The sequence below is a fragment of the Streptomyces sp. RerS4 genome (assembly GCF_023515955.1).
In the GTDB taxonomy this organism is placed as follows: Bacteria; Actinomycetota; Actinomycetes; order Streptomycetales; family Streptomycetaceae; genus Streptomyces.
The window spans coordinates 4,284,118-4,308,646 of record NZ_CP097322.1 but is presented as its reverse complement, the minus strand read 5'-3'; the positions used below and the strand labels follow the sequence as shown (position 1 = coordinate 4,308,646).

The 24,529-nt window shown below is 69.5% G+C and carries 28 protein-coding genes; 12 read left to right on the top strand and 16 right to left on the bottom strand.

The window, feature by feature from the left end; all coding sequences use genetic code 11:
* Positions 1 to 4 precede the first annotated feature (4 nt).
* From rpsC to rpsL, 13 genes are all read right to left on the bottom strand, one after another.
* On the bottom strand, positions 5 to 847 hold the full coding sequence (gene rpsC, locus M4D82_RS20065) for a 30S ribosomal protein S3 (protein WP_249767357.1): 843 nt from the start codon (positions 845 to 847) through the stop codon (positions 5 to 7).
* On the bottom strand, positions 847 to 1,194 hold the full coding sequence (rplV, locus tag M4D82_RS20060) for a 50S ribosomal protein L22 (protein ID WP_136213228.1): 348 nt from the start codon (positions 1,192 to 1,194) through the stop codon (positions 847 to 849). The genes rpsC and rplV overlap by 1 nt, the downstream gene beginning before the upstream one ends.
* Before the next feature lie 43 nt (positions 1,195 to 1,237).
* Entirely contained in the window at positions 1,238 to 1,519 is a 282-nt protein-coding gene (rpsS, locus tag M4D82_RS20055; RefSeq protein WP_249767356.1) for a 30S ribosomal protein S19, read from the bottom strand.
* A 12-nt stretch (positions 1,520 to 1,531) separates the two neighbouring features.
* Complete coding sequence (rplB, locus tag M4D82_RS20050) at positions 1,532 to 2,368, bottom strand: 50S ribosomal protein L2 (protein WP_007265902.1); 837 nt, start codon at positions 2,366 to 2,368, stop codon at positions 1,532 to 1,534.
* Positions 2,369 to 2,407: 39 nt separating this feature from the next.
* Entirely contained in the window at positions 2,408 to 2,731 is a 324-nt protein-coding gene (gene rplW, locus M4D82_RS20045; protein ID WP_007265901.1) for a 50S ribosomal protein L23, read from the bottom strand.
* Positions 2,731 to 3,381: a 50S ribosomal protein L4 gene (rplD, locus tag M4D82_RS20040; RefSeq protein ID WP_249767355.1), complete on the bottom strand. Its 651-nt coding sequence runs from the start codon at positions 3,379 to 3,381 to the stop codon at positions 2,731 to 2,733. Before rplD ends, rplW begins: the two co-directional genes overlap by 1 nt.
* Positions 3,382 to 3,385: 4 nt before the next feature.
* Positions 3,386 to 4,030, bottom strand: coding sequence for a 50S ribosomal protein L3 (gene rplC / locus M4D82_RS20035; RefSeq protein ID WP_007265899.1), 645 nt, complete (start codon positions 4,028 to 4,030; stop codon positions 3,386 to 3,388).
* 14 nt (positions 4,031 to 4,044) lie between these two features.
* Positions 4,045 to 4,353 carry a 30S ribosomal protein S10 gene (rpsJ, locus tag M4D82_RS20030; RefSeq protein WP_003948644.1) on the bottom strand — a complete coding sequence of 103 codons (309 nt, stop codon included), beginning with the start codon at positions 4,351 to 4,353 and terminating at the stop codon, positions 4,045 to 4,047.
* Positions 4,354 to 4,810: 457 nt separating this feature from the next.
* Positions 4,811 to 6,007, bottom strand: a complete 1,197-nt coding sequence (locus M4D82_RS20025) for a hypothetical protein (protein ID WP_249767354.1) — start codon at positions 6,005 to 6,007, stop codon at positions 4,811 to 4,813.
* Between the two features lie 152 nt (positions 6,008 to 6,159).
* On the bottom strand, positions 6,160 to 7,353 hold the full coding sequence (gene tuf, locus M4D82_RS20020) for an elongation factor Tu (protein WP_249767353.1): 1,194 nt from the start codon (positions 7,351 to 7,353) through the stop codon (positions 6,160 to 6,162).
* 150 nt (positions 7,354 to 7,503) lie between these two features.
* Positions 7,504 to 9,636, bottom strand: a complete 2,133-nt coding sequence (gene fusA, locus M4D82_RS20015; RefSeq protein WP_249767352.1) for an elongation factor G — start codon at positions 9,634 to 9,636, stop codon at positions 7,504 to 7,506.
* A gap of 39 nt (positions 9,637 to 9,675) precedes the next feature.
* Complete coding sequence (gene rpsG, locus M4D82_RS20010; RefSeq protein WP_007265894.1) at positions 9,676 to 10,146, bottom strand: 30S ribosomal protein S7; 471 nt, start codon at positions 10,144 to 10,146, stop codon at positions 9,676 to 9,678.
* 2 nt (positions 10,147 to 10,148) lie between these two features.
* Entirely contained in the window at positions 10,149 to 10,520 is a 372-nt protein-coding gene (gene rpsL, locus M4D82_RS20005; RefSeq protein ID WP_007265893.1) for a 30S ribosomal protein S12, read from the bottom strand.
* Positions 10,521 to 10,947: 427 nt separating this feature from the next.
* Between rpsL and M4D82_RS20000 the strand changes: the two genes are divergently transcribed.
* On the top strand, positions 10,948 to 13,425 hold the full coding sequence (locus tag M4D82_RS20000; protein WP_249767351.1) for a YfhO family protein: 2,478 nt from the start codon (positions 10,948 to 10,950) through the stop codon (positions 13,423 to 13,425).
* A 26-nt stretch (positions 13,426 to 13,451) separates the two neighbouring features.
* On the opposite strand, the gene M4D82_RS19995 is transcribed toward M4D82_RS20000, so the two are convergent.
* Entirely contained in the window at positions 13,452 to 13,937 is a 486-nt protein-coding gene (locus tag M4D82_RS19995; RefSeq protein ID WP_249767350.1) for a hypothetical protein, read from the bottom strand.
* A gap of 682 nt (positions 13,938 to 14,619) precedes the next feature.
* Here M4D82_RS19995 and M4D82_RS19990 point away from each other — a divergent pair.
* Positions 14,620 to 14,814 (top strand): hypothetical protein, encoded by a 195-nt coding sequence (locus tag M4D82_RS19990; RefSeq protein ID WP_249767349.1) that lies wholly within the window; start codon positions 14,620 to 14,622, stop codon positions 14,812 to 14,814.
* Between the two features lie 190 nt (positions 14,815 to 15,004).
* Here M4D82_RS19990 and M4D82_RS19985 read toward each other — a convergent pair whose 3' ends face one another.
* Positions 15,005 to 15,709 (bottom strand): hypothetical protein, encoded by a 705-nt coding sequence (locus tag M4D82_RS19985; protein ID WP_249767348.1) that lies wholly within the window; start codon positions 15,707 to 15,709, stop codon positions 15,005 to 15,007.
* Positions 15,709 to 16,746: a peptidoglycan DD-metalloendopeptidase family protein gene (locus M4D82_RS19980; protein ID WP_249767347.1), complete on the bottom strand. Its 1,038-nt coding sequence runs from the start codon at positions 16,744 to 16,746 to the stop codon at positions 15,709 to 15,711. Before M4D82_RS19980 ends, M4D82_RS19985 begins: the two co-directional genes overlap by 1 nt.
* A 173-nt stretch (positions 16,747 to 16,919) precedes the next feature.
* Between M4D82_RS19980 and M4D82_RS19975 the strand changes: the two genes are divergently transcribed.
* From M4D82_RS19975 to M4D82_RS19930, 10 genes are all read left to right on the top strand, one after another.
* Positions 16,920 to 17,471, top strand: coding sequence for a DUF6668 family protein (locus M4D82_RS19975; protein ID WP_249767346.1), 552 nt, complete (start codon positions 16,920 to 16,922; stop codon positions 17,469 to 17,471).
* A gap of 23 nt (positions 17,472 to 17,494) precedes the next feature.
* Positions 17,495 to 17,737: a hypothetical protein gene (locus tag M4D82_RS19970; protein ID WP_249767345.1), complete on the top strand. Its 243-nt coding sequence runs from the start codon at positions 17,495 to 17,497 to the stop codon at positions 17,735 to 17,737.
* Positions 17,738 to 17,899: 162 nt separating this feature from the next.
* Positions 17,900 to 18,187 carry a hypothetical protein gene (locus tag M4D82_RS19965; protein ID WP_249767344.1) on the top strand — a complete coding sequence of 96 codons (288 nt, stop codon included), beginning with the start codon at positions 17,900 to 17,902 and terminating at the stop codon, positions 18,185 to 18,187.
* A 16-nt stretch (positions 18,188 to 18,203) separates the two neighbouring features.
* On the top strand, positions 18,204 to 18,998 hold the full coding sequence (locus M4D82_RS19960) for a DUF8175 domain-containg protein (RefSeq protein ID WP_249767343.1): 795 nt from the start codon (positions 18,204 to 18,206) through the stop codon (positions 18,996 to 18,998).
* Positions 18,988 to 20,220, top strand: a complete 1,233-nt coding sequence (locus M4D82_RS19955) for a hypothetical protein (RefSeq protein ID WP_249767342.1) — start codon at positions 18,988 to 18,990, stop codon at positions 20,218 to 20,220. Before M4D82_RS19960 ends, M4D82_RS19955 begins: the two co-directional genes overlap by 11 nt.
* A gap of 79 nt (positions 20,221 to 20,299) precedes the next feature.
* Positions 20,300 to 20,542, top strand: coding sequence for a hypothetical protein (locus tag M4D82_RS19950; RefSeq protein ID WP_249767341.1), 243 nt, complete (start codon positions 20,300 to 20,302; stop codon positions 20,540 to 20,542).
* Entirely contained in the window at positions 20,535 to 21,605 is a 1,071-nt protein-coding gene (locus M4D82_RS19945; RefSeq protein ID WP_249767340.1) for a zeta toxin family protein, read from the top strand. Before M4D82_RS19950 ends, M4D82_RS19945 begins: the two co-directional genes overlap by 8 nt.
* Positions 21,606 to 21,621: 16 nt before the next feature.
* Positions 21,622 to 21,867, top strand: coding sequence for a hypothetical protein (locus M4D82_RS19940; RefSeq protein ID WP_249767339.1), 246 nt, complete (start codon positions 21,622 to 21,624; stop codon positions 21,865 to 21,867).
* The gene (locus M4D82_RS19935) at positions 21,864 to 22,919 is read left to right on the top strand and encodes a zeta toxin family protein (protein ID WP_249767338.1); all 1,056 of its coding nucleotides are present in this window, start codon (positions 21,864 to 21,866) and stop codon (positions 22,917 to 22,919) included. Before M4D82_RS19940 ends, M4D82_RS19935 begins: the two co-directional genes overlap by 4 nt.
* A gap of 27 nt (positions 22,920 to 22,946) precedes the next feature.
* Entirely contained in the window at positions 22,947 to 24,440 is a 1,494-nt protein-coding gene (locus tag M4D82_RS19930; RefSeq protein WP_249767337.1) for an SCO6880 family protein, read from the top strand.
* The last annotated feature ends 89 nt before the right edge of the window (positions 24,441 to 24,529 follow it).

The window sequence follows — 24,529 nt, the reverse complement described above, 5'->3', positions numbered from 1 at the left end:
TCGGTCAGGCCTCCGTTCCGGTGCTCTCGGCCGGAGCGGCGGCGGGAGCCTCGGCCTTGGGGGCCTCGACACCAGCAGCCTGCTGCGGCTTGCGGCCACCACGGCCGCCGCGCTCGCCACCACGGCCACCACGGCCGGCGGGACGGTCGCCAGCGCCACCCGCGCCACGAGCCGGGCGGTTACCCGCACGGGCCGCGGCGTTCTCGGCGCGAACCTCGGCGATGTTCTTGACGTCGCCCTTGTAGATCCAGACCTTCACACCGATACGGCCGAAGGTGGTCTTGGCCTCGAAGAAGCCGTAGTCCACGTTCGCGCGCAGCGTGTGCAGCGGCACACGACCCTCGCGGTAGAACTCGGAGCGGGACATCTCGGCGCCGCCGAGGCGACCGCCACACTGGATCTTGATGCCCTTGGCGCCGGCCTTCATGGTGCCCTGCATGCTCTTGCGCATGGCACGACGGAAGGAGACGCGGGAGGAGAGCTGCTCGGCAACGGCCTGGGCAACCAGCTGAGCGTCGAGCTCGGGGTTCTTGACCTCGAGGATGTTCAGCTGGACCTGCTTGCCCGTGAGCTTCTCGAGGTCACCGCGGATGCGGTCGGCCTCGGCGCCACGGCGGCCGATGACGATGCCCGGACGAGCGGTGTGGATGTCCACACGCACGCGGTCACGGGTGCGCTCGATCTCAACCTTCGAGATGCCGGCGCGCTCCATGCCGGACGTCATCATCCGACGGATGGCGACGTCTTCCTTGACGTAGTCCTTGTACAGCTTGTCGGCGTACCAACGCGACTTGAAGTCGGTGGTGATGCCGAGCCGGAACCCGTGCGGGTTTACCTTCTGGCCCATTACCGGGAACCTTCCTTGCTGCTGACGACCACGGTGATGTGGCTGGTCCGCTTGCGGATCCGGTAGGCACGGCCCTGGGCGCGCGGACGGAACCGCTTCAGGGTCGGGCCCTCGTCCACGAACGCCTCGCTGATGAACAGCGAAGAGGCGTCCGGGTGGTTGTAGTTGTGTGCGGCGTTGGCAATGGCGCTGTCCAGCACCTTGCCGACCGGCACGCTCGCGGCCTGCGGGGCGAAACGCAGGACCGCCTGAGCCTCCGTGGCATCCATGCCACGGATAAGGTCCACCACGCGGCGGGCCTTCATGGGCGTGACGCGGATGTACCGCGCCTGGGCCCTGGCTTCCATGGTTGTCCCTTCGGTGTAAGTCATAGTCGTAACCACCCCGCCTTTAGCGGCGCTTCGACTTCCGGTCGTCCTTGACGTGGCCGCGGAAGGTGCGAGTCGGCGAGAACTCGCCGAGCTTGTGGCCGACCATCGACTCGGTGACGAACACCGGGACGTGCGTCTTGCCGTTGTGCACCGCGATGGTGTGACCCAGCATCGCCGGGATGATCATCGAGCGACGGGACCAGGTCTTGATGACGTTCTTGGTACCAGCTTCGTTCTGAGCGTCCACCTTCTTCACGAGGTGGTCGTCGACGAAGGGTCCCTTCTTGAGACTGCGCGGCATCTAAACCCGCTCCTAGCGCTTCTTGTTCGTCTTGCGGCGGCGGACGATGTACTTGCTCGAAGCCTTCTTCGGCGAGCGAGTACGACCCTCCTTCTGACCCCACGGGGAGACCGGGTGGCGACCACCACTGGTCTTGCCCTCACCACCACCGTGCGGGTGGTCAACCGGGTTCATCGCGACACCGCGGACGGTCGGGCGAACGCCCTTCCAGCGCATGCGGCCGGCCTTGCCCCAGTTGATGTTCGACTGCTCGGCGTTGCCGACCTCGCCGACCGTGGCGCGGCAGCGCGCGTCGACGAGACGGATCTCACCGGACGGCATGCGGAGGTGGGCCATGACGCCCTCCTTCGCGAGCAGCTGCACGGAGGCACCGGCGGAACGCGCGAACTTGGCGCCGCCACCGGGGCGGAGCTCGATCGCGTGGATCGTGGTACCGACCGGGATGTTGCGGAGCGCGAGGTTGTTGCCCGGCTTGATGTCGGCCGTGGGGCCGTTCTCAATCCGGTCACCCTGCTGCAGACCGCGCGGCGCGATGATGTAGCGCTTCTCGCCGTCGGCGTAGTGCAGCAGCGCGATGCGCGCGGTGCGGTTGGGGTCGTACTCGATGTGCGCGACCTTGGCCGGCACGCCGTCCTTGTCGTGACGACGGAAGTCGATCACGCGGTAGGCGCGCTTGTGGCCACCGCCCTGGTGGCGAACGGTCACACGACCGGTGTTGTTACGGCCGCCCTTGCTGTGCAGGGGGCGGACCAGCGACTTCTCCGGCGTGGACCGCGTGATCTCGACAAAGTCGGCGACGCTGGAGCCACGACGGCCCGGGGTCGTCGGCTTGTACTTGCGGATACCCATTTCTCAGTCCTCGTCCGATTCCGGACGACTAGACCTCCGTTAGGAGGCCTGGCCGCCGAAGATGTCGATACGGTTGCCCTCGGCAAGGGTCACGATGGCGCGCTTGGTGTTGGCGCGCTTGCCGAAACCGGTCTTGGTGCGCTTGCGCTTACCCTGACGGTTGATCGTGTTGACCCCGGTGACCTTGACCGAGAAGACCGCCTCGACGGCCTGCTTGATCTGGGTCTTGTTGGCGCCGGGCGCGACGATGAACGTGTACTTGTTCTCGTCCAGCAGCGCGTAGCTCTTCTCCGAGACGACCGGCTTGATCAGCAGGTCGCGCGGGTCGGTGAAGGTCTTGCTGGTAACGGTCGCCTCAGACATCAGGCCTCGTTCCCTTCGGTCTCAACGGCCTTGGGGCCAGACACGAAGGACTCGAAAGCGGCCTGGGTGAAGACCACGTCGTCAGAGACGATCACGTCGTACGTGTTCAGCTGGCCCGGCTCCAGGATGTGAACCTGGGGCAGGTTGCGGGCGGACAGCCACGCGGCCTCTTCGGAGCGGTCGACGACCAGGAGCAGGTTCTTGCGCTCCGAGATCTTGCCGAACAGCGTCTTGGCGGCCTTCGTGGAGGCGGCACCCTCGACCACGCCGGTGACGACGTGGATGCGGGAGTGACGCGCACGGTCCGAGAGGGCACCGCGCAGGGCGGCGGCCTTCATCTTCTTCGGGGTCCGCTGCGAGTAGTCACGCGGCTGCGGGCCGTGGACGACGCCACCGCCGGCGAACTGCGGAGCGCGGGTCGAACCCTGACGGGCGCGGCCGGTGCCCTTCTGGCGGTACGGCTTGCGGCCACCACCACGGACTTCGCCACGGGTCTTGGTCTTGTGCGTGCCCTGACGGGCAGCAGCCAGCTGGGCGACAACGACCTGGTGGATCAGCGGAACGCTGGTCTTCGCGTCGAAGATCTCCGCGGGGAGCTCGACGGTACCGGCCTTGTCGCCTGCCGGCGAAAGGATGTCAATGGTGCTCATTACCTCAAGCCCCCTTGGCCGCGGTACGGACCAGGACGAGGCCGCCGTTCGGACCGGGGACCGCGCCCTTGATGAGCAGCAGACCCTTCTCCGCGTCAACCGCGTGGATGGTCAGGTTCTGGGTGGTGACGCGCTCGTTACCCATGCGACCGGCCATGCGCATGCCCTTGAAGACACGCCCAGGGGTGGCACAGCCACCGATCGAACCGGGGGAGCGGTGCTTGCGCTGCACACCGTGACCGGCGCCGAGGCCCCGGAAGTTGTGCCGCTTCATGACACCGGCGAAGCCCTTGCCCTTGCTGTTGCCCGTGACGTCAACCTTGACGCCGGACTCGAACACCTCAGCAGTGATCTCCTGGCCGAGCGTGTACTCGCTGGCGTCGGAGGTGCGGAGCTCCACCAGGTGGCGGCGGGGGGTCACGTCGGCCTTGGCGAAGTGGCCCTTGAGGGGCTTGTTCACCTTGCGCGGGTCGATCTCGCCGAAGGCGATCTGGACCGACTCGTAGCCGTCGATGTCGTTCGTACGGACCTGGGTAACGACGCAGGGCCCGGCCTTGACAACGGTCACCGGGACGACACGGTTGTTCTCGTCCCAGACCTGGGTCATGCCGAGCTTCTCGCCCAGGACGCCCTTGATCTGCTTTGCCATCTTCTCGACGCCTCTCAGAGCTTGATCTCGATGTCAACGCCGGCCGGAAGGTCCAGGCGCATCAGCGAGTCAACGGTCTTGGGCGTCGGGTCGAGGATGTCGATCAGGCGCTTGTGCGTGCGCATCTCGAAGTGCTCGCGCGAGTCCTTGTACTTGTGCGGCGACTTGATGACGCAGTACACGTTCTTCTCAGTGGGCAGCGGCACCGGGCCCGCGACCGACGCACCAGTGCGCGTCACCGTCTCGACGATCTTCTTCGCCGAGGAGTCGATGACCTCGTGGTCGTAGGCCTTGAGCCGGATGCGGATCTTCTGTCCCGCCATGGCTACTCCGTAGTCCTGTCTCTGTGTGGAAACGCTCTGGCCCTCGGGAGGCTGCGGAACCGGGGTTCTGCGGCTTCTCTCCGACCCACGCGGTCGGGCGTGTCGCACTCCCTCTACAGAAAATTCCCATGCGGGAATTCCCTCATCCAAGGGGGTGCGGTCCCTGGACCGCGCATCGGGGGAGAAACACCCACCGAGTGCCTGGTGTGCACCGTGCTGACACTTCCCAGAAGATTCCCGTACGTCCGCCCCCATTGCTGCCCCGGAAGGCAGATTAAGGACGACGAGTACTGTGGGACTCGCTTCCGGTCCTCCCGGCGGGAGGCGCACAGCATCGGCACTCAGCCGAGCAACTTGAGTAGTCTGCCATACGAGACACGTACCTGGCCAATCGGGCGGAAGACAATACCCCGCCGCGCGGACACGTCAAACCGCGCCACGCGACGGGGATCCCTGGTCAGGTGCGGGATACCGTCCCGCAACCCTCCTGTTCCCGCGATTCGATGCTCTTCGAGCGGTCGTACGGGTCCACGGGGGTGCCGGAGGGCGTCGGTCCGCTGTCGACGGGGTCCGAGAAGAACGACGGGTGCAGGTAGCCGTCGAACCGGTCACAGGAGCTGTTGGCGATGTCCTCGGAGTACGCGAACGGCCACAGCCTGCCGGCGGTCACCTGCCATCCGCGCCCGTGGGCCACGTGGAACGTCGCCTCGCGCCGGACGATGGTCCGCGCGACGTCCTCGGGATTCCCGTTGACCTTCACGAAGGGGTAGACGAAGGAGTAGTCCACCTTGATGGCGGCCTGCCCCGACTGCTCCCCCGGCTCCACCCACATCCGGCCCCGGACCTTGACCACGTCGCCCACCGGCTTCAGTTCGGCCGGGTCGTAACGGCTGAACAGCCGCAGCGGGTCGTGCTCGCGACTCGGCCGCTCCAGGGACTGCGTGATCTCCTGGTGCGTCTCGGTGCTCTTCGGGTCCAGCAGCTGTATCGCCGCCGTCGGCCGCTCGCCCCGCCGCACGGCCGGGTCCAGGTTGGCCGAGACCAGGAACTGCTTCGCCATCGCCAGTCCTTCAGCGACCTTCTCCCGGGGCACCCCGCCCACGGCCTCGGCGGCGGGCACTTCGATGCCGGCGGCGCCGTCGGCCCACTGGAGGGCCGGGGAGCCGCGGAAGGGCTCCTTCAGGGTCGGCCGGTCCGGGTCCACCGGCGCCGGGGGCGCGGTCGGGCGTGCGGACTCCGCGGGCAGCGGTGGGGCGTTCCTGGCGTCCTCACGGGTCTGCGCCTTGCCCGTCACCTTGTCGATGACCAGCTCGGGCCGTACGACGATCAGCGCCAGGGCCGCGATGGCCACGATCGCGGCGGCGGCCTTCAGACGCCGTCGGCCCCGGCCGCGCCCCTCCATCTCCTGCCAGGCCGGCCCCGTACGCCACCCGGGCGGGTCGCTCGGCGCGGGCCGGCCGCGGCGCCCGAAGAGCCCCCGCCGGCCCGAGCGGGCCCGTTCCTCCTCCTCGCGCCGCAGTCGCTCGGTGACCATCCGCGCCCGCGCCGACGGCTCCCTCGGCGCCTCGGCGCTCTCCCGCGCGACCTGCTCGCCGAAGCGGGCCCATTCCTCGTCGGATATCTCCGGTCTACCGTCGTCGCCCTGCCGGCCCATGCTTCCCACCCTGAACGTTCGCTTGCGTGATCTTCCGGCAGCTTCTCACAGCGGAACGACAAAGGGCCCCTCCCCGCCGCCGAAGCGGTGGGGAGGGGCCCCTCGGTCAAACGTGGTGCCCGCTCGCGCGAGCTACCGGGTCAGAACACGAATTACTTCGTGATCTTGGTGACCTGGCCGGCGCCCACGGTACGACCACCCTCACGGATGGCGAACTTCAGGCCCTCCTCCATGGCGACCGGCTGGATCAGCTGGACGGTCATGTCGGTGTTGTCGCCCGGCATGACCATCTCGGTGCCCTCGGGGAGGGTCACGACGCCGGTCACGTCCGTGGTACGGAAGTAGAACTGCGGGCGGTAGTTGTTGAAGAACGGGGTGTGACGGCCACCCTCGTCCTTCGACAGGATGTACGCGGCGGCCTCGAACTCGGTGTGCGGCGTGACCGAACCGGGCTTGATGATGACCTGACCGCGCTCGACGTCCTCGCGCTTGATGCCACGGAGGAGCAGACCGACGTTCTCACCGGCCTGGCCCTCGTCGAGCAGCTTGCGGAACATCTCGATGCCGGTGACCGTGGTGGTGGTCTTCTCCTGCTTGATGCCGATGATGTCGACGGTCTCGTTGACCTTGAGGACACCACGCTCGATACGACCGGTGACGACGGTGCCACGACCGGTGATCGTGAAGACGTCCTCGACGGGCATGAGGAACGGCTTCTCGGTGTCACGCGGCGGGGTGGGGATCGCCTCGTCGACGGCCTTCATGAGGCCGAGGAGCTTCTCGCCCCACTCCTTGTCGCCCTCAAGCGCCTTGAGCGCGGAGACCTGGACGACCGGAAGGTCGTCGCCCGGGAAGTCGTACTCGGAGAGCAGCTCACGGACCTCGAGCTCGACGAGCTCCAGGATCTCCTCGTCGTCCACCATGTCGGCCTTGTTCAGGGCGACGACGATGTACGGAACGCCGACCTGGCGGGCCAGGAGCACGTGCTCCTTGGTCTGCGGCATCGGGCCGTCGGTGGCGGCGACCACGAGGATGGCGCCGTCCATCTGCGCGGCACCGGTGATCATGTTCTTGATGTAGTCCGCGTGACCCGGGCAGTCGACGTGGGCGTAGTGACGCGCCTCGGTCTGGTACTCGACGTGCGCGATGGAGATGGTGATACCGCGCTGGCGCTCCTCAGGAGCCTTGTCGATCTGGTCGAAGGCCGAGGCCTCGTTCAGGTCCGGGTACGCGTCGTGCAGCACCTTGGTAATGGCGGCCGTGAGGGTCGTCTTACCGTGGTCAATGTGACCGATGGTGCCGATGTTGACGTGCGGCTTAGTCCGCTCGAACTTCGCCTTCGCCACGGGGGTCCTCCTGGAGAGTGGTTCTGTACGCCTTACAGATCGGCGCCAGGTGATCTTTGCTGGAAAGCCGGTTCCCCGGGGCAAACAGGAGGGTTGCTCCTGGTGCCCCAGAGGCTCCGGTGACAAGCCTAAAGCGTGTACTCGAAAGAGTTACTCGCCCTTGGCCTTCGCGATGATCTCCTCGGCGACGTTCCGGGGAACCTCGGCGTAGGAGTCGAACTGCATCGAGTAGCTGGCGCGACCCGAGGTCTTGCTGCGGAGGTCTCCGACGTAGCCGAACATCTCCGAAAGCGGCACGAGGCCCTTGACGATCTTGGCTCCGTGACGGTCCTCCATGGCCTGGATCTGGCCACGGCGGGAGTTGATGTCACCGATGACGTCGCCCATGGACTCCTCGGGCGTGGTGACCTCGACGGCCATCATCGGCTCAAGGAGCACGGGAGAAGCCTTGCGCGCGGCCTCCTTGAAGGCCTGCGAGCCGGCGATCTTGAACGCGAGCTCGGAGGAGTCGACCTCGTGGTAGCCACCGTCGAGAAGCGTGACGCGAACGCCCGTCATCTCGTAGCCCGCCAGGATGCCGAACTGCATGGCCTCCTGCGCACCGGCGTCCACCGAAGGGATGTACTCCTTCGGCACGCGGCCACCGGTGACCTTGTTGACGAACTCGTACGCCGGACCATCGGCGTCCGTGATCGGCTCGATCGCGATCTGCACCTTGGCGAACTGACCGGTACCACCGGTCTGCTTCTTGTGGGTGTAGTCGTGACGCTCGACGGCCTTGCGGATCGTCTCGCGGTAGGCCACCTGCGGCTTGCCGACGTTGGCCTCGACCTTGAACTCGCGCTTCATGCGGTCGACCAGCACCTCAAGGTGCAGCTCGCCCATACCGCCGAGGATGGTCTGGCCGGTCTCCTCGTCCGAGTGAACGTGGAAGGAGGGGTCCTCCTCCGCGAGACGCTGGATGGCGACACCCAGCTTCTCCTGGTCACCCTTGGACTTGGGCTCGATGGCGACCTGGATGACCGGAGCCGGGAAGTCCATGGACTCCAGGATCACGGGCTGCTTGTCGTCACACAGCGTCTCACCGGTGGTGGTCTGCTTCAGGCCCATCACGGCGACGATGTCGCCGGCGCCCACCGAGTCGATCTCCTCACGCTTGTTCGCGTGCATGCGGTAGATCTTGCCGATGCGCTCCTTCTTGCCCTTGACGGAGTTCAGCACCGCGGTGCCGGCCTCCAGGCGGCCCGAGTAAACCCGGACGAAGGTGAGCTTACCGAGGTGCGGGTCGCTCATGATCTTGAACGCGAGCGCGGCGAGGGGCTCCTCGTCGGACGGCTTGCGCTTCACGACGACCTCGGCGTCACGGACGTCGTGGCCCTCGATGGCCTCGATGTCCAGCGGCGACGGGAGGTAGCGCACGACGGCGTCGAGCAGGGGCTGAACACCCTTGTTCTTGAACGCCGTACCGCAGAACACCGCGGTGATCGTGGGCTCGCCCTTGCCCTTGCCGGAGCCGAGGATGATGCGACGCACGGCCGCGTGCAGCTGCTCCTCGGACGGCTCTTCGCCGCCCAGGTACAGCTCCATGATCTCGTCGTCGTTCTCGGCGACGGTCTCGACCAGCTTGGCGCGCCACTCTTCGGCGAGCTCGGTGTGCGTGGCGGGGATGTCGACGATGTCGTACATCTCGCCCTTGGTCGCCTCGGCGGACCAGACGAACGCCTTCATCGTGACGAGGTCGACGACACCCTGGAAGTCGGCCTCGGCACCGATGGGCAGCTGCATCACGATCGGAACCGCACCGAGGCGGTCCTTGATCATGTCGACGCAGCGCATGAACTCGGCGCCGGTCCGGTCGAGCTTGTTGACGAAGCAGATACGCGGCACGCCGTAGCGGTCCGCCTGACGCCAAACGGTCTCGGACTGCGGCTCCACACCGGCGACACCGTCGAACACGGTGACGGCACCGTCGAGGACGCGGAGCGAACGCTCCACCTCGACCGTGAAGTCAACGTGACCCGGGGTGTCGATGATGTTGATGGTGTGGTCGACGTCCTCGAGCGGCCAGTGGCAGGTCGTCGCGGCGGACGTGATCGTGATGCCGCGCTCCTGCTCCTGCTCCATCCAGTCCATCGTGGCAGCGCCGTCGTGGACTTCACCGATCTTGTAAGACACACCGGTGTAGAACAGGATGCGCTCGGTGGTGGTCGTCTTGCCCGCGTCGATGTGAGCCATGATGCCGATGTTGCGCACCTTGGCCAGGTCAAGCGAAGTGGTAGCCATATCGGCTCAGTCTTCTCTCGGTCTCGATGTGGGTTGGGACTACCAGCGGTAGTGCGCGAAGGCCTTGTTGGACTCGGCCATCTTGTGCGTGTCCTCACGCTTCTTGACAGCAGCGCCAAGACCGTTGGAGGCGTCGAGCAGCTCGTTCATGAGGCGCTCGGTCATGGTCTTCTCACGACGGGCGCGGGAGTAACCCACGAGCCAGCGGAGCGCCAGGGTCGACTGGCGACCCGGCTTGACCTCGACGGGAACCTGGTAGGTCGCGCCACCGACACGGCGGGACTTGACCTCGAGCGACGGCTTGACGTTCTCCAGCGCGCGCTTCAGCGTGATGACCGGGTCGTTGCCGGTCTTCTCGCGGAGGCCTTCCATGGCGCCGTAGACGATGCGCTCGGCGGTGGAGCGCTTGCCGTTCAGGAGGATCTTGTTGATGAGCGAGGTCACCAGAGGAGATGCGTAGACCGGGTCGATGATGACCGGGCGCTTCGGGGCGGGGCCCTTACGAGGCATTCTTACTTCTCCTTCTTGGCGCCGTAGCGGCTGCGGGCCTGCTTGCGGTTCTTGACAGCCTGGGTGTCAAGCGCACCGCGGATGATCTTGTAACGAACACCCGGCAGGTCCTTCACACGGCCACCACGCACGAGCACGATCGAGTGCTCCTGCAGGTTGTGTCCCTCACCCGGAATGTAAGCGGTGACCTCGATGCCGGAGGTCAGACGCACACGCGCGACCTTACGGAGCGCCGAGTTCGGCTTCTTCGGGGTGGTCGTGAACACACGCGTGCAGACACCACGACGCTGGGGCGAAGCCTCAAGCGCGGGGGTCTTTGTCTTCTCGACCTTGTCCTGCCGGCCCTTACGGACCAGCTGCTGGATCGTAGGCACTACTTCTCCGGTTTCTGTGTGCCGTGTAGTGAAGCTAACCTGGAACTTTGCCGACCCACGCGGTCGGGTGTGTCGGATCCGGCGACCCTCCCCGCAAGCGCGGAAGAACGCGTGGATCGCGGTGGCCGATACGACTCGCGTGCGGTTGATGGACACGCACGGGAGCCCAGGCACACCCCAGGCACAAGGTCTGAGCGTACCCATCGCATCCACTGCGGTCAAAACATAAGCGGCACGGCGCCCCTCGCCACGGCACCACAGCTCAGGCGCCACATGGGCGAGACGGCCGCATGCCGGGCCGGCCGCGCGATCGTCACCCGGGCGTGGTAGAGCGGACGGCCCCGGCTCGCGCCGGCCCCCACCGCCTACACTGCCAGCGAATCGCAGCGGGTCAGTCCAAACACGTACGAGTGCCAGGAGCGGGACATTGGGGACGGTCACCTCGGAGCCGAAGACGGCGGACATCTCGCCTCCCGACGGCGGCCGGGCCCCCTCGGCGCGCGGCCGCGCGGGACTCGTCCGCCTCTACGGGCCCCTGCTGGCCTTCCTCGTCACCTCGGGCGCCTTCTGCGCGGCCTGGGTGGCGCGCGGCAGTTTCCCGTTCGGGAACACCGGCCGGGCCATCAACGACCAGGCCAATCAATACGTGCCCTTCCACCGCGCCCTGTGGGACCTGGTGCACGGCCAGGCCGCCGGTGACCTGCTGTTCAGCTGGCGGGGCGGCTTCGGCCAGCAGTTCCTGTCCGACTACCACACCTACCTCGGCAACCCGTTCTCGTGGCTCGCGGTGCTGGTGCCGCGGGCGCACGTGGACCTGGCCGTCTTCGCGATCACCCCGATCACCATGGGCACGGCCGCCGCGCTGATGGCCGTGTACCTGGGCAAGCTGAAGCCGGGACCGTGGTGGCAGCGGGGGGTGCTCGGGGCGACGTACGGGCTGTGCGGGTGGGCGCTGAGCGACGCCTCGTACATCCCGATGTGGCTGTGGGGGCTGGTGGCGCTGCCGCTGCTGGGCATCGCCGTCGAGTGGTGCCTTGAGGAACGGCGGTGGCCGGGGGTCGCGCTGTTCGTGGCGCTCGCCTGGTTCGGGAACTTCTACACCGCGATGATGGCCACGATGGCCGCCTGCGTGCTCCTCGGCATCCGGCTGATCACCCTCGACCTGACCGGCCCGCAGCGGCTGCGGGCGCTGTGGCGGGCCGCCTCCGCCGCTGCCGTCGGCATCCTGCTCACGCTGCCGCTGCTGCTGCCGTCGTTCCTGTCCAGCGGGGCCGCGCAGCCCACCAAGGCCGGGGCCTTCGACCCGGTCCGGATCGAGGTCTTCCTGTCGGGGATGCTCCCGGCGACGCACCTGTGGGGCGGCCGGCCGCGCCTGTACGTCGCCTCGCTCGGCCTGATCCTGGCCGGCTGCTTCCTCTTCAACACGGCCGTCGCGCGCCGGACCCGGCTGGTGTGGGCGGCGGCGGTGCTGTTGGTGGCGGGGTCGTTCCAGTTCCCGCCGACGCAGTACGTGTGGCACGGGCTGGCGGTGCCGAACGGAAATCCGTACCGCGAGGCCTTCGTCTTCAGCGGCCTGGTCGTCATCGTGGCCTGGCTGGCGCTGGCCCACCGGCCGCGCCCGCTCCACCTGGCGCTGTCGGCCGCGCTGCTGGTGGTGGCCACCTTCGTACTCCGGCACACCGACGACTTCGGCGGCTGGACCTGGCCAGCCGTGCTGGGCGGGGGCGCCGTGTCGCTGGCCGCGCTGGTGCTGCTCGCGCTGGGCGAGAAGCGGCGCGCGTTGATTCCCGTGGCGGCCGTGCTGATGGTGGGCGTGGTGTTCGCGGAGTCGACCGTCGCCGCGGCCAACGCGGACGCCCGGCGGGCGCGCGAGCGCTGGGCGAAGCCGACGGCCACGTCCAACCAGTCGATCACCCGCCACTTCGAGGCGGTCCGGGAGGTGGACGGCTGGCCCGCGTACCGGACGGACTCGGGCGCGCCGCAGACCTCGTACAACGACGCCCTCGCCCTGCGGGCGGAGGGGCCGCAGTACTACAGCAGCTACCTGCCGGAGGTCACGTACCGGGCGCTGGAGCCGCTGGGCTACGGCTACAAGAACGACGGTCGGACCTTCTTCGGGGCCGACAACCCGGTGCTCGACGCGATCTTCTCGATCGGCGCGCGGGTCCGCCCGGGGGCGGAGCCGAACACCTGGACGGGTGCGAAGTTCGCGGCTCCGCCGCTGGTCACCGTCCGGTCGGGGGCCGCGTTCTCCTCCCCGAACCCGGCGGACAGCGTCTACGCCCGGCAGGAGAACGTGCTGGGGGCGAAGGTCTACGAGGTCCCGGCCGTCACCGCCGGCGGCACGCCGGGCGCGCAGACGTACGCCGCCCGGTGCACGCCGGGCTCCGAGGCCTTCTGGTACTCCCCCGAGCTGTACGGGACCCTGCGCTCCGGCTCCGCGCGGCGGGCGCTGGAGGACCGGATGAGCGGCGTACTCCCGCTGGGCCCGGTTGCGGCGTCGGGCCTCGTCGAGGTCACCGTCGACACCCGGACCGAGGGGGCCACGGCGGGGGCGCACCCGATCGGCTGCCTGGACCGGGCGGCGCTCGACGCGCGGGTGCGGGCGCTGACCTCGTCCGGCGCCACCTCCGTCGAGGCGGGCGGGCACACCATCGAAGCCACGCTGCCGAAGGGCACCACGGGGACCGCCGTCTTCGCGATGACGGCGGTCGAGGGGTGGCGGTGCTCGGCTCCGCTGAAGCCGTTCCACGGGCTGGTCGCCGTCGAGGTGGCGGCGGGCACCGACCGGGTCTCGTGCTCGTTCACCCCGAAGGGCCTCGCCCCGGGGCTCGGGGCGGCGGGCCTGGCGCTGCTGGCACTGGTGGCGGTGCCGGTGGTGGTTCGCCGGCGGCGACGCTCCTGATCCGCGGGCCCGTTCAGCGGCCTGGTTCAGCGGGCGGCCCGCTCCTCCAGCCGGGCGATGCGGGCGCGGGCGGCGTCGAGGTGCGAGGTGTCGGCCCCGCTGGGCGCGGCGAGCACCCAGAGCGCGACGAGGTCGCGGCCCATGGCGATGGCCTCGGCGGGGTCGGTCACCTTCGCCCAGGCGGCGGCCGCGTTGTGGACGCTCTGCAGGGCCAGTGGGTCCTGCCGGCCGGAGCGGATGCGGGCGATCTCCAGGGAGTTGTGGAAGGAGCGGCGGGCGTCGCCGGCGACGAAGGCGACGTATGCGTTGAGCTCGCGCAGCCGCAGCACGCCCGGGTCCTCCCAGCCGAGGCTCTCGGCGGCGGCGGCCTCACTCTCCCGGGCATGCCCGGCGGCCCACTCGATCCACCCACGCCGGATGGCGTCGTTGATGCGGGCGATGGGCCCTTCGACGAGATCGGGCCCGGGGGCCGCCTGCGGCGGCACCGACGGCGCGAGCACGGGTCCGGGCACGGGTCCGGGGGCCGGCGCGGTCGGCAGCGGCGGAACCGGGGCGGGCGCGGGCAGGGGCGGCACGGACCCCGGCCCGGGAGTCGCCACCGGCACGGGCGCGGGAGTCGCCACGGGCCCCGGCCCGGGGTTCACCACCGGCACGGGTGCGGGAGTCGCCACGGGCCCCGGCCCGGGGTTCACCACCGGCGCCGGTGCGGGAGTCGGTACGGGCACCGGTGCGGGAGTCGGTACGGGCACCGGCCCGGGGTTCGCCACCGGCGCCGGCGCGGGAGTCGGTACGGGCACCGGCGCGGGAGTCGGTACGGGCACGGGCGCGGGAGTCGCCACGGGCGCCGGCGCGGGCTCGGGCTCGGATTCCGGCTCCGGCCCGCGCTCCGGAACGGGCTCCGAGGCGGGCTGAGGGGCGGGGGCTGCGGGCGGCTCCTCCGCCACGGGCACCACGGGCGGCTCAGGCGCCTCGGGCGTCTCGGCCACGACGGACGCCTCGGGCACCGCCGGCGCGGCGGGCGCAACAGGTGCCGCCGGCACGACGGGTGCCACAGGCACAGCGGGCACAACCGATGCCGCCGGCACCACAGGCGCCACGGGTGCGGCGGGCACAACCGGTGCTTCGGGCATCACAGGCGCCATGGGCGCGGCGGGCACAACCGATGCCACAGGCGCGGTGGGTGCCACGGGCGCGGTGGGCGCAACCGGTGCCGCCGGCACCGCGGGTGCCACCGGTACCGACGAAACGCCCGGCAAGGGCATCGGCGCGGCCGTGAACCGGCTGGAGCCGTCCGCCAGTACCTGGATCGGCACGACGGAGGCGATGCGCTCGTCCCGCACGGTCGCGTGGACCGGCGCTCCAGTGGACAGCACCTGGCGGTGGAGGTAGTCGAGCACCGCGTCCTGCACCGGTTCCCCCACGCCCGCGACGACCGGCCGGCCGGCCACTTCGGCGTAGCCGTCGGCGGTGACCCGTACCTCCACGTGGACCGGCTCGACCGGTCCGGGCTGCGGCGCCGGCGCCGGCTCCGGCTTCCGGCCTCGTCGACTGAAAAGGGACATGCGTTCCTCGGCTCTGCTCAGCGTGCGGTGGTGGAAGGGGACGGGGAAGAGGACGCGGACGCGGACGCGGACGCGGACGGTGCGGCGCTCGGCGGGATCGCGGCCGGGGTGACCATGACTCCCGCGACCTTCCACGTTCCCGGACCGGTCATGGTCAGCTCCACGAAGGCGGTCAACTGCGGCCCGGTGCCCGTCCAGCCGTCGCGGCCGTGGGCCTTGCCGTCGACGAGGAAGGTGCGGAAGGAGGAGGTCGGCGTGTCGCCCGGCCCCTGGTCGTCCTCGTCCGCGGTGATCTCCACCGTGGTCCACGCCTTGTGCTCCGCCCAGGTCGCCCACGCGGCGCCGCTGCCGGCGCCCGGCCGGTAGGAGCGTTCGACTTCCGCCTGCTTGTCCGTGAGGTAGCCGAGGGCGCGCAGGTTGGCGTCCTGCGGACCGGTGTCGTACGCCGTGTCGTAGCTGTAGGCCGTCATCAGCCAGGCGCGGGCGACGGCGCTCGGGTCGGCGGGATCCGGCGAGGGCACGGGCTTCACCTTCGCCTGCCCGTCGAGCGGCTTGCCGGCCGGCAGCGGGGCCTTGATCGGGAACGTCTCGGACACGGACGGCACCGGCGCCGGCCCGGCGCCCTTGTCGTCCCTCAGGTCCTTCAACCCGCACCCCGTCAGGAGCACGACGCAGACGGCCGTCGTCAGCGCCGCGCCGAGGGCCTTGCGTACGGCGGCCATCACTTGCCTATCCAGGGGGCGGGGTTCACGTAACTGCCGTCCTTTTGGACCTCGAAGTGGAGGTGGGCGCCGGTGGAATAGCCCGTCGAGCCGACACTTCCGACCACGGTTCCCACGCCGACCTGCTGTCCGACGCCCACGTTCAGGGCCGACATGTGGTTGTAGGTGGTCGAGATCTGCGAGCCGCCGATGGAGCCGTGCGAGATGATGACGCGGTTTCCGTAGGCGGCGTTCCATCCCGCGAAGGTGACGGTGCCCTCCTTGGCCGCGAGGACCGGATTGCCGGCGGGGACGCCGAAGTCCATGCCGGTGTGCAGCTTGTGGACGCCCGTCACGGGGTGCACGCGCATGCCGTACGGCGAGGTCACCGGGAAGTTCCCGCGCAGCGGGAAGGCCATCTGCTGCCCGGCGGGGATGGTGCCGCCGCCGGGGTCGGAGGCGATCGCGGTGTACTTGGCCATGGCGTTCTTGATGGCGACGACGTAGCCCTGGGTCTCGCGGTACGGGGGTATGCCGCCGTACTTCTCCACGGCGCCCGGTCCCGCGTTGTATGCGGCCAACGTCAGGTCGAGGGTCGGGCCGCTGGCTATGCCGCGGGCCTTGTAGCGCTCGACGTCCCGGGCGAGGGCGCAGTCGTAGCGGCCCTGGGCCATGATGGCATCGCCCGGGTCGAAGGGGTCTATTCGCCCGTTCCCGTCGTCGTCACGGCCCCAACCGGCCCAGGTCCCGGGCATGAACTGGGACAGACCCTGCGCGCCCACGGGCGACGTACGCCCGTTGATCCAGCCGGACTCGGCCTCGATCTGCGCGGCGATGACCGGCGGGGTGATCTGCGGACACATCGAGCCGGCCTTCAGGACCCACGGAAGGTACTCCTTGGGCACGTGCTTCGGATTGAGCGCACCGCCCGCTCCGGCGAGCCCCCCGTCCGCCGCGCCACCACCGCTGACGCCCACGAACAGCACGAACGGCATCATGACGGCCGCGACTCCGGCGCCCACCACCCACATGGCGGCGCCGCCCCCCTCTTTCGACATCACTCCCCCGTCGACATGTTCCAATGCCGGTGCCGGTGTGAGTCTCCTGGGGAACTCCCGGCAGCACGGTCACGAGACTGTCACAAACAATCACCAGAGATTCGCACTAAGTTGTCGATGCTGGACGCTACGCGAGACCGCCGACATGCGTCGACACGGGGGGAGATGAAGTCATGGATCAGAAAACGCCTGATGGCCCGGAGATCTGGATCCGGGGTCCGGTCGGCGGCGGCGCCGCACCGGCGGACATCTCCATCGCACCTCCACAACCCTTTGCGGACCAGGGACTTCCGGTTTCCGCGCCCCCTCCGGGGACGACCGCCTTCAGCTGGATGAACGCCCACGGTGGCGCCGGGGCGAGCACGCTGGCCACGGTCTTCGGCGGTTACGACTGCGGTGCGCAGTGGCCGGACACCGCGGCCGGAGCGTCCGGAAAAGTCCTTTTGGTGGCCCGTACGCACGCTTCGGGTCTCCAGGCGGTGTCACGGGTACTGGATATGATCCGACGAGATGAGCAGCCATCAGGAGTGACCCTCCAGGCCGTGGTTCTCGTGGCGGACGCCCCTGGCCGTCTGCCCCCTGAGCTGGCCAAACGCATCAAGGTGATCAGCTCGGTCGCCACGATCCACCGGGTCCCCTGGATGCCGAACTGGCGCATGGGCGACCTGTCCGGTCCGGCGCCCCGGGAAGCTTCAGCGCTGTCCAAACTGATCAACAGTCAGTGAGACCCGTAGAGAGGGGCCGTGCAATGGAATGGATGCTGGCCGTGGGCGCCGACGTCACCGGACCCCTCGACCGCGTGCTGGGCTGGATGGCCTGGTTCGTGTCCGCCGCCGCGATCCTGGGCGTCCTGATCATCGGATCCCGGATGGCGATCGCGCTGCGTTCGGGCAACGGGGACGAGCACCTCACCCAGCTGGCCACGGTCCTCGGCGCGTGCATCATCGGTGCCACCGCCGGGCCGATCGTCGCTTTCCTGCTCTCGGGCTGAAGCCGGCCCGAGCCGACGGTATATGTTCCGGACCTGTCACGAGCCGGACTCATCCGATCGCCTCGCCGGCGATCCCTGCCATGATGCCGTCGGCAAATGAATCTCAATACCGTAGTTCTTTCGGCGATTTGGCCGATGAAGACATTTTCAGGGGGAATTGCCATGCTCAGCAAGGTCCGTGACGCTGCCGTCATCCTCGCGGCCGACGTCCCGAAGCCCGGGATGAACGCCCCGCCGGAGCTCACCAGCAAGGTGAACAACGTCCTCGGCATCGTCGCGTGGGCGGGTACGGCGGCCGGCGTGGCGGGCGTCCTCATCACCGGCGCCATGATGGCGATATCGATGCGTCGCGGTGAGGGCTCCGAGCACATGGGCCGTCTCGGCATGGTCCTGGGCGGCTGTGTCCTCGTCGCCACGGCCGGCCCCCTCGTGTCCTTCGTCTTCAACTGACCCGGGGGGCTGACCGATGGCTTCCCGAGGATCCCGCGGCAGCAGCGGCGAGTGGGACAAGCCGTTCTGGCTGCAGCGCGGCTGGCAGATCTCGGCGGCGTTCCTGCTGGCGATGGTGCTGATCGGTGGCTACGTCGCACTGATCGGGGACGACGACACCGAAAACAACGCCGGCACGCCGCAGAGCCCGGCCAAGACGTCGGCGCCCGCGAACGCACCGTCGAGCCCGCCCGCATCGGGCACCACGGAGGGACGCCCGGCCGGCTGCAGCACGGACGACCGCGACCAGGCCGTGCCGTCCCAGAGCCCGGCCGACCTCAAGTGGAAGGTGTACCAGACGGACCTCCTTCCGGTATCACCATCCGCGGGCCCGCTGAAGTTCGACGGAGCGGTCTGGTCCTGCTACGCCCGCACCCCACTGGGGGCCACTCTGGCCATGCAGGCCATCTCGGCCAAGATGGGCGGCGCCGACTGGAAGACGGTCAGCGAGAAGCAGATGGCCAAGGGGCCGGGCAGGGACCAGTTCGTCGCTGCCCGCGCCAAGGAAGCCACCTCGCAGCGGACGGGAGCACCGGGCAGCCGGGGCAGCTACGTCGGCTTCCGGGTGCTGACCTTCAGCAAGGACCAGGCCACGGGAATGATCCTCATGCGCCTGGCAGACGGCACCTACGGCGTCGCGACCATGTCCACGGTCTGGGAGGACGGCGACTGGAAGCTGCGCCCCACGCTGGACGGCTCGGTGACAGAGGGTCTGACGGCCGTCGGCGGGCCCGACGGGTTCATTCTCTGGGGGAGCGGCAATGCCTCTTAGCGACCTCGACCTTCCGAGCCCCGGTGACATAGTCGACGGGGTCAAAAAGTGCGCCGGCGACCCCATGGGGTGCCTCGGTGAAGGAGTCAAGAAGGTCGGCGGCGCCGTCGCCGACGGCGCCGTCGGGGCCTTCGCCCAGGCGATCGGCAAGGCCGTCGAGGAGATCCTCAAGAGCCTCAACGGCGTATGGCTCTCGGTCGGCAGCGGCTCCAACCTGGACCCCGCGGACGGCACCGGACTCAAGGCCATCATGGCCGAGACCAACTGGCTCGTCGGCTACATCGCCGTCGCCTGCGTGCTCCTCGCCGCGTTCCGCATGGCCTACGAGCGCAAGGGCCAGTCCATGCAGCAGGCGTTCATGGGCATGTGGAAGGTCATCCTCGTCAGTGCCATGGCCCCGGTCATCGCCCAGGCCCTCTACGCCGCCTCCGACGCGTACGCCAAGGAGATCTACGCGAAGGCCGACCTCGGCAAGACCGCCGAGCAGCTGACCGGCACGATCATGATGACCAGTCCGGGGATCATCATCATCTTCGGCATCCTCATCATGCTGTCCAGCTTCATCCAGATCATCCTGATGTACATCAGGCTGGGCGTGCTGATCATGCTGATCGGCACCCTCCCCCTGGCCGCGGCCTCGTCGATGACCGGCTGGGGCGAAGGCTGGTGGAAGAAGCACATCGGCTGGATCACCGCCTGGCTGCTCTACAAACCGGCCGCGGCGTTGATCATCTACTCCGCGGCGTCGATGACCAAGGGCAAGGCGAACCTGGACAGCGTCATCGCCGGCATGGGTCTGCTGATCCTCTCGGTCTTCGCCCTGCCCGCGCTGCTCAAGCTGGTCGTCCCCGCGACGGCCGCGCTCGGCGGTACCTCGGGCGGGACCGTCGCCCTGAACTTCGCCAACAGCATCGCCAGCGGCGCCATCAGCATCGCGAGCGGCGGGGGCGGCGGCGGTGGCGGTGGCGGCGGTGGCGGTGGCGGTGGCGGTGGCGGCAAGGGCCCCGAGGGCTCCCCGTCGGCCGGCGCCGGATCCTCCGCCGGAGGCGGTGCGGGCGGCGGAGCCGCCGGTGGCGCGGCGGGCGGCGCAGCCGCGGCGGCGGGCCCCGCGATGATCGCCGTCCAGGCCGCCGCGGTGGTCGCCCAGGCAGGCCTGAACGCGGCCAACGAAGTCGCCGGCTCGCTGGACGACAACGACGGTATGAAGGGCCACAACCAGTAAGACCTGCCGGGTCGGTCGGGGTGCGCGCGGACGCGCACCCCCCGACCGTCGGCAGCAGGCCGCTCGAAAGGAACCACCCATGCCCGAGAAGCCCTCCCTGCGCGCCTACCTCCAGCGCTACGCCACCGGCGAGATCCCCCGCGAGGAGATGCTCGCCACCGTCGCCGCCTGGGACTTCGAGGACGAGATCCGCGACGAGCTCGTGATCGAGCCCATCCGCCAGGACAACACCTTCGAGATCGTCTACACCGCCGTGGTCCTGGGCCAGATCACCGAGGAAGACGTCCAGGAGATCGAACGGCAGATGGACGCACATGGCTGACTTCTCCGGGACCACCGCGCTGACGGGCGAGTACGCCCAGCTCTACGCGGCCTTGCAGGAACGCATGAAGCGCGGCGGCGACCTCTCGCCGGGGCCGACGGACACCACCGCCGTGTTCCGGCAGGGAAACCGCTGGGACCCCGCTCGGCGGGCCATGCACAACGAGATCGTCGAGGCCTTCAAGGCCAAGTACGCCGACCATCCCCGTGGCGGCCGCGCCGTCCTGATGACGGCGGGCGCCCCCGGCGTCGGCAAGGGCAGTACGCAGGCCAAGCTCGAACTGTGGCAGGCCGAGAACTCCGAACTCGGCCGCCAACTCTCCTCGGTGCACGGTCTCGACATCAAGGACTACGTCGTCCTGAACCCGGACGACTTCAAGGAGGACCTGTTCAAGGCCGGCGGCCTGCCCCGCCTGAGCCCTGAGGACGTGAAGCTGCCCTACGGGCGCGAACTCACCCCCGCGGAGATGTCGGGCCTCCTCCACAACGAGGCGACCGTCCTCCGTGACCGGTGCGAAGCGTGGGCGCTCCAGCAGGGGTACAACGTCCTCTACGACGCCACCCTCGCCAACGAACCGGCGGCCGCACGGCTCCTGGAGAGCCTGCGCGACGAAAGCAAGTACGAGCAGCGCGTGATCCTCTCCGTCGAGGTGCCCCGCGACGTGTCCGTGGCGCAGAACGCGGGTCGCTGGTACAAGGGGCGCGTCGAGTTCGAGCGGGGCGACAACGCGTACGGCGGGCGGATGTCCCCCGAGGGGATGATCCATTCCCTGTACGGCAAGTCCACCACCGGCCGGGGGCACTCCATCAGTCGGGAGAACGCCCAGCACCTCGCCGAAGCGGGCCTCGCCACCGGGCTGATCACCACCGACCGCGGCGCCTTCCCGCAGGCCACGTCCCAGACGCAGGCCCCCGTCTTCCAGCGCGAGGACACCCGCATCACCATCGCCGCCGCGGGGCGCCTCCGCTCCCCCGGGGCCGGCGTCGCCACCACACCCCCGGCCCAGGCCCCCGCCCCGCAGGTCCCGCGCCAGACCCCGCCGGCCCCCGGCCGCGCCCGTTGACCCGTAAGGAACACCGATGACCGAGAAGCCTTCTCTGCGCGCGTACCTTCAGCGCTACGCGCAAGGCGGCATCCCCCGCGAGGAAATGCTCGACACCGTCGCCGCCTGGGACTTCGAAGAGGACGACTGGGACCCGGAGCACATCGAGCCCACGCACCAGGACAACACGTTCAAGGTGCTCTCCGGTGCCGCATTGCTCGGGGACATCACCGACGACGACTACGACGAGATCCACCGTCGGCGTCGGATGCGGTCGGCATGAACGACCCGTACCGGCACCTGTACCAGGTGCTCCAGACGCGTATGGGTCCCAACGGCGATCTGTCGCCGGGAAGCCGGCACGCCACCTCCGTCGTCCATACGAACAACCACCAGTGGACCCGTGAGCGGCGCCAACTGCACCGTGCCGTCCTGGAGCAGTTCAAGGCGAAGTACGGTGACCGTCCTCGCGACGGGCGGGCCGTCCTGCTGACGGCGGGTGCCCCGGGCGTGGGCAAGGGGACGGCGCAGACCAACCTCGACGAGTGGCAGCGTCAGGACTCCGAGCTCGGCCGCGCCCTGGCCGACGCCCACGGGGTGGACCTCAAGCACTACGTCCCCCTGGACCCGGACGAGTTCAAGGTCGCCATCTTCCAGCACGGCGGGCTGCCCACCCTGGGCGCCGAGCAAATGGTCCTCCCCTTCGGTCGTGAGCTCTCGCCCTCCGAGATGGCCTCCCTCATCCACGAGGAATCCGCCTACCTCCAGGACAACTTCGAGGTCTGGGCACGTGGGCAGGGATACAACCTGCTCTACGACGCCACCCTCAAGAACCTGGACAAGAACGTCGTCCTGCTGGACGAACTCGGCAAGGGTGGCTACGGGCAGCGCGTCATCCTCTCCGTCGAGGTTCCCCTGGAACAGTGCCTCGCCCAGAACGCCGACCGGTGGATGAACGGCCGCATGAAGTACGAGCTGGGCAAGGAGGCCTACGGCGGCCGCATGGCCCCCGAGGCCATGATCAAGAACCTCTACGCCCAGAGCAGCACCGGCCGAGGCGTCTCGATCGGCCGGGAGAACGCCGAGAAGCTCCACGAGAAGGGTCTCGCCACCGCGCTCATCACCACCGACCGCGGCGCCTTCACCCAGGCAGCGACGAACACCCAGACCAAAGCCGCCACCTTCCAGCAGGGCGACACCCGCCTCAGCATCGCCGCCGCCGGGCGGCTGCGTTCCGGCACGGCGTCGCAGGCCGGTGCCACGACGCCCGCGCAGACCACCACCACCCCCAAGCTCCCGCGCCAACAGCCTCCGGCCCCCGGCCGGGGGCGCTGAGCTCGACCCAACCCCGAAAGGAAATCCATGGCCACCGAATCCATGGCGCGGCCCACCTACGGCAACTGGCGGCGGCCGCGCCGGCCCGGCCTCGGGCCGCTCGGGCTGCTCGGGACCGTCGTCGCGTTCGGCGGGCTCGTGGTCGTGCTGCTCGCCTCCCTGGTCTCGCTCGGCGCCGCCATCGGGGTCCTCATACCGCTCGCGGTGCTCGTCGGGCCGCTCGCGCTGCGCACCGCCGACGGGCGGAACGTCTACCAGATGGTGGCCGTGCGCATCGGCTGGATGAAGCGCAAGGCCAACGGTTCGCACACGTACGTCTCCGGCCCGCTCTCCCGCCGCCCCGGCGGGCACTTCTCGCCGCCCGGGATGCTCGCCCGCGTGAAGATGCTGGAGGGCAACGACGCGTACGGGCGCCCCTTCGGCGTCCTGCACCACCCCGGCCGCAACCTGTTCACCATCGTGCTGTCCTGTGAGCCGGACGGCGGCTCCCTCGTGGACCCGCAGCAGGTGGACATCTGGGTGGCGTCCTGGGGCGACTGGCTCGCCCGTCTGTCCCACGAGCCGGGCCTGCGCGGGGCGCAGGTCGTCGTGGAGACGGCCCCCGACACCGGTACGCGGCTCGCCGCCGAGGTGCTGCCGCGCATCGTGCCCGACGCGCCGGCGGCGGCCCGCGCGGTGATGGAGGAGGTCGTGGCGCGGTACCCGTCGGCGTCCTCCGAGATGCACACGTACATCGCTCTCACCTACGGGGCCGTGCCCGGCCCGCGCCGCAAGCCCGAGGACGTCATCACCGACCTGTCGATGCGTCTGCCGTCGCTGTTGTCCGGCCTGGTCGCCGCGGGTGGCGGCTCGGCGTCGCCGCTGTCGGCGGAGCAGATCTCGGAGATCGTCCGCGTCGCGTACGACCCGGCGATCGCCCCGGACGTCCTCAACGTCCGTGCCGAGCACGGGGTGACCGGCCTGCAGTGGCACGACGCGGGCCCGGCCGTCGCGGTGGAGACCGTCGACGGGTACAAGCACGACTCCGGGGTCTCGCGGACCTGGATGCTGACGCTGGCCCCGCGGGGCACCGTACGCTCCAGCGTGCTGCGCGGGCTGCTGGAGCCGGCGCAGGGCACGCGCCGCAAGCGCGTGAGCCTCGTCTACCGGCCCATCGACCCGGCGACGTCCGCCCGCATCGTGGAGGCCGACCGCCGTTCCGCGCACTTCATGGCCGGCTCCCAGCGCGGTCTGGTGCAGGCGCGTGCCGCGTCCGAGATGCGGGCCGCCGAGCAGACGGCCGCCGAGGAGGCGTCCGGCGCGGGCCTCGTCGAGTTCTCGATGATGGTCACGGTCACCGTCGCCGACGAGGAGCAGTTGGCGGACGCGTCGATCACCGTACGCAACCTCCAGGCGTCCTCCCGCATCCTGATGCGCCCCGCCGACCGCATGCAGGCGGCCGCGTTCACGTGCACCCTCCCCGTCGGCCTCCTGCCGTGGGAGCACACCCTCATCCCGTACCAGCTCAGGGAGACGCTGTGAGCAAGAAGCAGCCGCAGGCGCCCCGGCCGCCGCGGATACCGGTGGCGCCGTCGCGGGGGTGGCCCGGCCCGGGAGGCGGGCAGGTCGCG

Bases quoted from the DNA above. Each gene is read 5' to 3' on its own strand.
- rpsJ (WP_003948644.1), bottom strand. From the start codon at position 4,353: ATGGCGGGACAGAAGATCCGCATCCGGCTCAAGGCCTACGACCACGAG.
- rplB (WP_007265902.1), bottom strand. From the start codon at position 2,368: ATGGGTATCCGCAAGTACAAGCCGACGACCCCGGGCCGTCGTGGCTCC.
- M4D82_RS19970 (WP_249767345.1), top strand. From the start codon at position 17,495: ATGGAATGGATGCTGGCCGTGGGCGCCGACGTCACCGGACCCCTCGAC.
- M4D82_RS19955 (WP_249767342.1), top strand. From the start codon at position 18,988: ATGCCTCTTAGCGACCTCGACCTTCCGAGCCCCGGTGACATAGTCGAC.
- rpsC (WP_249767357.1), bottom strand. From the start codon at position 847: ATGGGCCAGAAGGTAAACCCGCACGGGTTCCGGCTCGGCATCACCACC.
- M4D82_RS19980 (WP_249767347.1), bottom strand. From the start codon at position 16,746: ATGTCGAAAGAGGGGGGCGGCGCCGCCATGTGGGTGGTGGGCGCCGGA.
- M4D82_RS19965 (WP_249767344.1), top strand. From the start codon at position 17,900: ATGCTCAGCAAGGTCCGTGACGCTGCCGTCATCCTCGCGGCCGACGTC.
- rpsG (WP_007265894.1), bottom strand. From the start codon at position 10,146: ATGCCTCGTAAGGGCCCCGCCCCGAAGCGCCCGGTCATCATCGACCCG.
- rplD (WP_249767355.1), bottom strand. From the start codon at position 3,381: ATGAGCACCATTGACATCCTTTCGCCGGCAGGCGACAAGGCCGGTACC.
- rplW (WP_007265901.1), bottom strand. From the start codon at position 2,731: ATGTCTGAGGCGACCGTTACCAGCAAGACCTTCACCGACCCGCGCGAC.
- M4D82_RS19935 (WP_249767338.1), top strand. From the start codon at position 21,864: ATGAACGACCCGTACCGGCACCTGTACCAGGTGCTCCAGACGCGTATG.
- M4D82_RS19960 (WP_249767343.1), top strand. From the start codon at position 18,204: ATGGCTTCCCGAGGATCCCGCGGCAGCAGCGGCGAGTGGGACAAGCCG.
- M4D82_RS20025 (WP_249767354.1), bottom strand. From the start codon at position 6,007: ATGGGCCGGCAGGGCGACGACGGTAGACCGGAGATATCCGACGAGGAA.
- rplC (WP_007265899.1), bottom strand. From the start codon at position 4,030: ATGGCAAAGCAGATCAAGGGCGTCCTGGGCGAGAAGCTCGGCATGACC.
- M4D82_RS19940 (WP_249767339.1), top strand. From the start codon at position 21,622: ATGACCGAGAAGCCTTCTCTGCGCGCGTACCTTCAGCGCTACGCGCAA.
- rplV (WP_136213228.1), bottom strand. From the start codon at position 1,194: ATGGAAGCCAGGGCCCAGGCGCGGTACATCCGCGTCACGCCCATGAAG.
- fusA (WP_249767352.1), bottom strand. From the start codon at position 9,636: ATGGCTACCACTTCGCTTGACCTGGCCAAGGTGCGCAACATCGGCATC.
- M4D82_RS19950 (WP_249767341.1), top strand. From the start codon at position 20,300: ATGCCCGAGAAGCCCTCCCTGCGCGCCTACCTCCAGCGCTACGCCACC.
- rpsS (WP_249767356.1), bottom strand. From the start codon at position 1,519: ATGCCGCGCAGTCTCAAGAAGGGACCCTTCGTCGACGACCACCTCGTG.
- M4D82_RS19930 (WP_249767337.1), top strand. From the start codon at position 22,947: ATGGCCACCGAATCCATGGCGCGGCCCACCTACGGCAACTGGCGGCGG.
- M4D82_RS19945 (WP_249767340.1), top strand. From the start codon at position 20,535: ATGGCTGACTTCTCCGGGACCACCGCGCTGACGGGCGAGTACGCCCAG.
- M4D82_RS19975 (WP_249767346.1), top strand. From the start codon at position 16,920: ATGGATCAGAAAACGCCTGATGGCCCGGAGATCTGGATCCGGGGTCCG.
- M4D82_RS19985 (WP_249767348.1), bottom strand. From the start codon at position 15,709: ATGGCCGCCGTACGCAAGGCCCTCGGCGCGGCGCTGACGACGGCCGTC.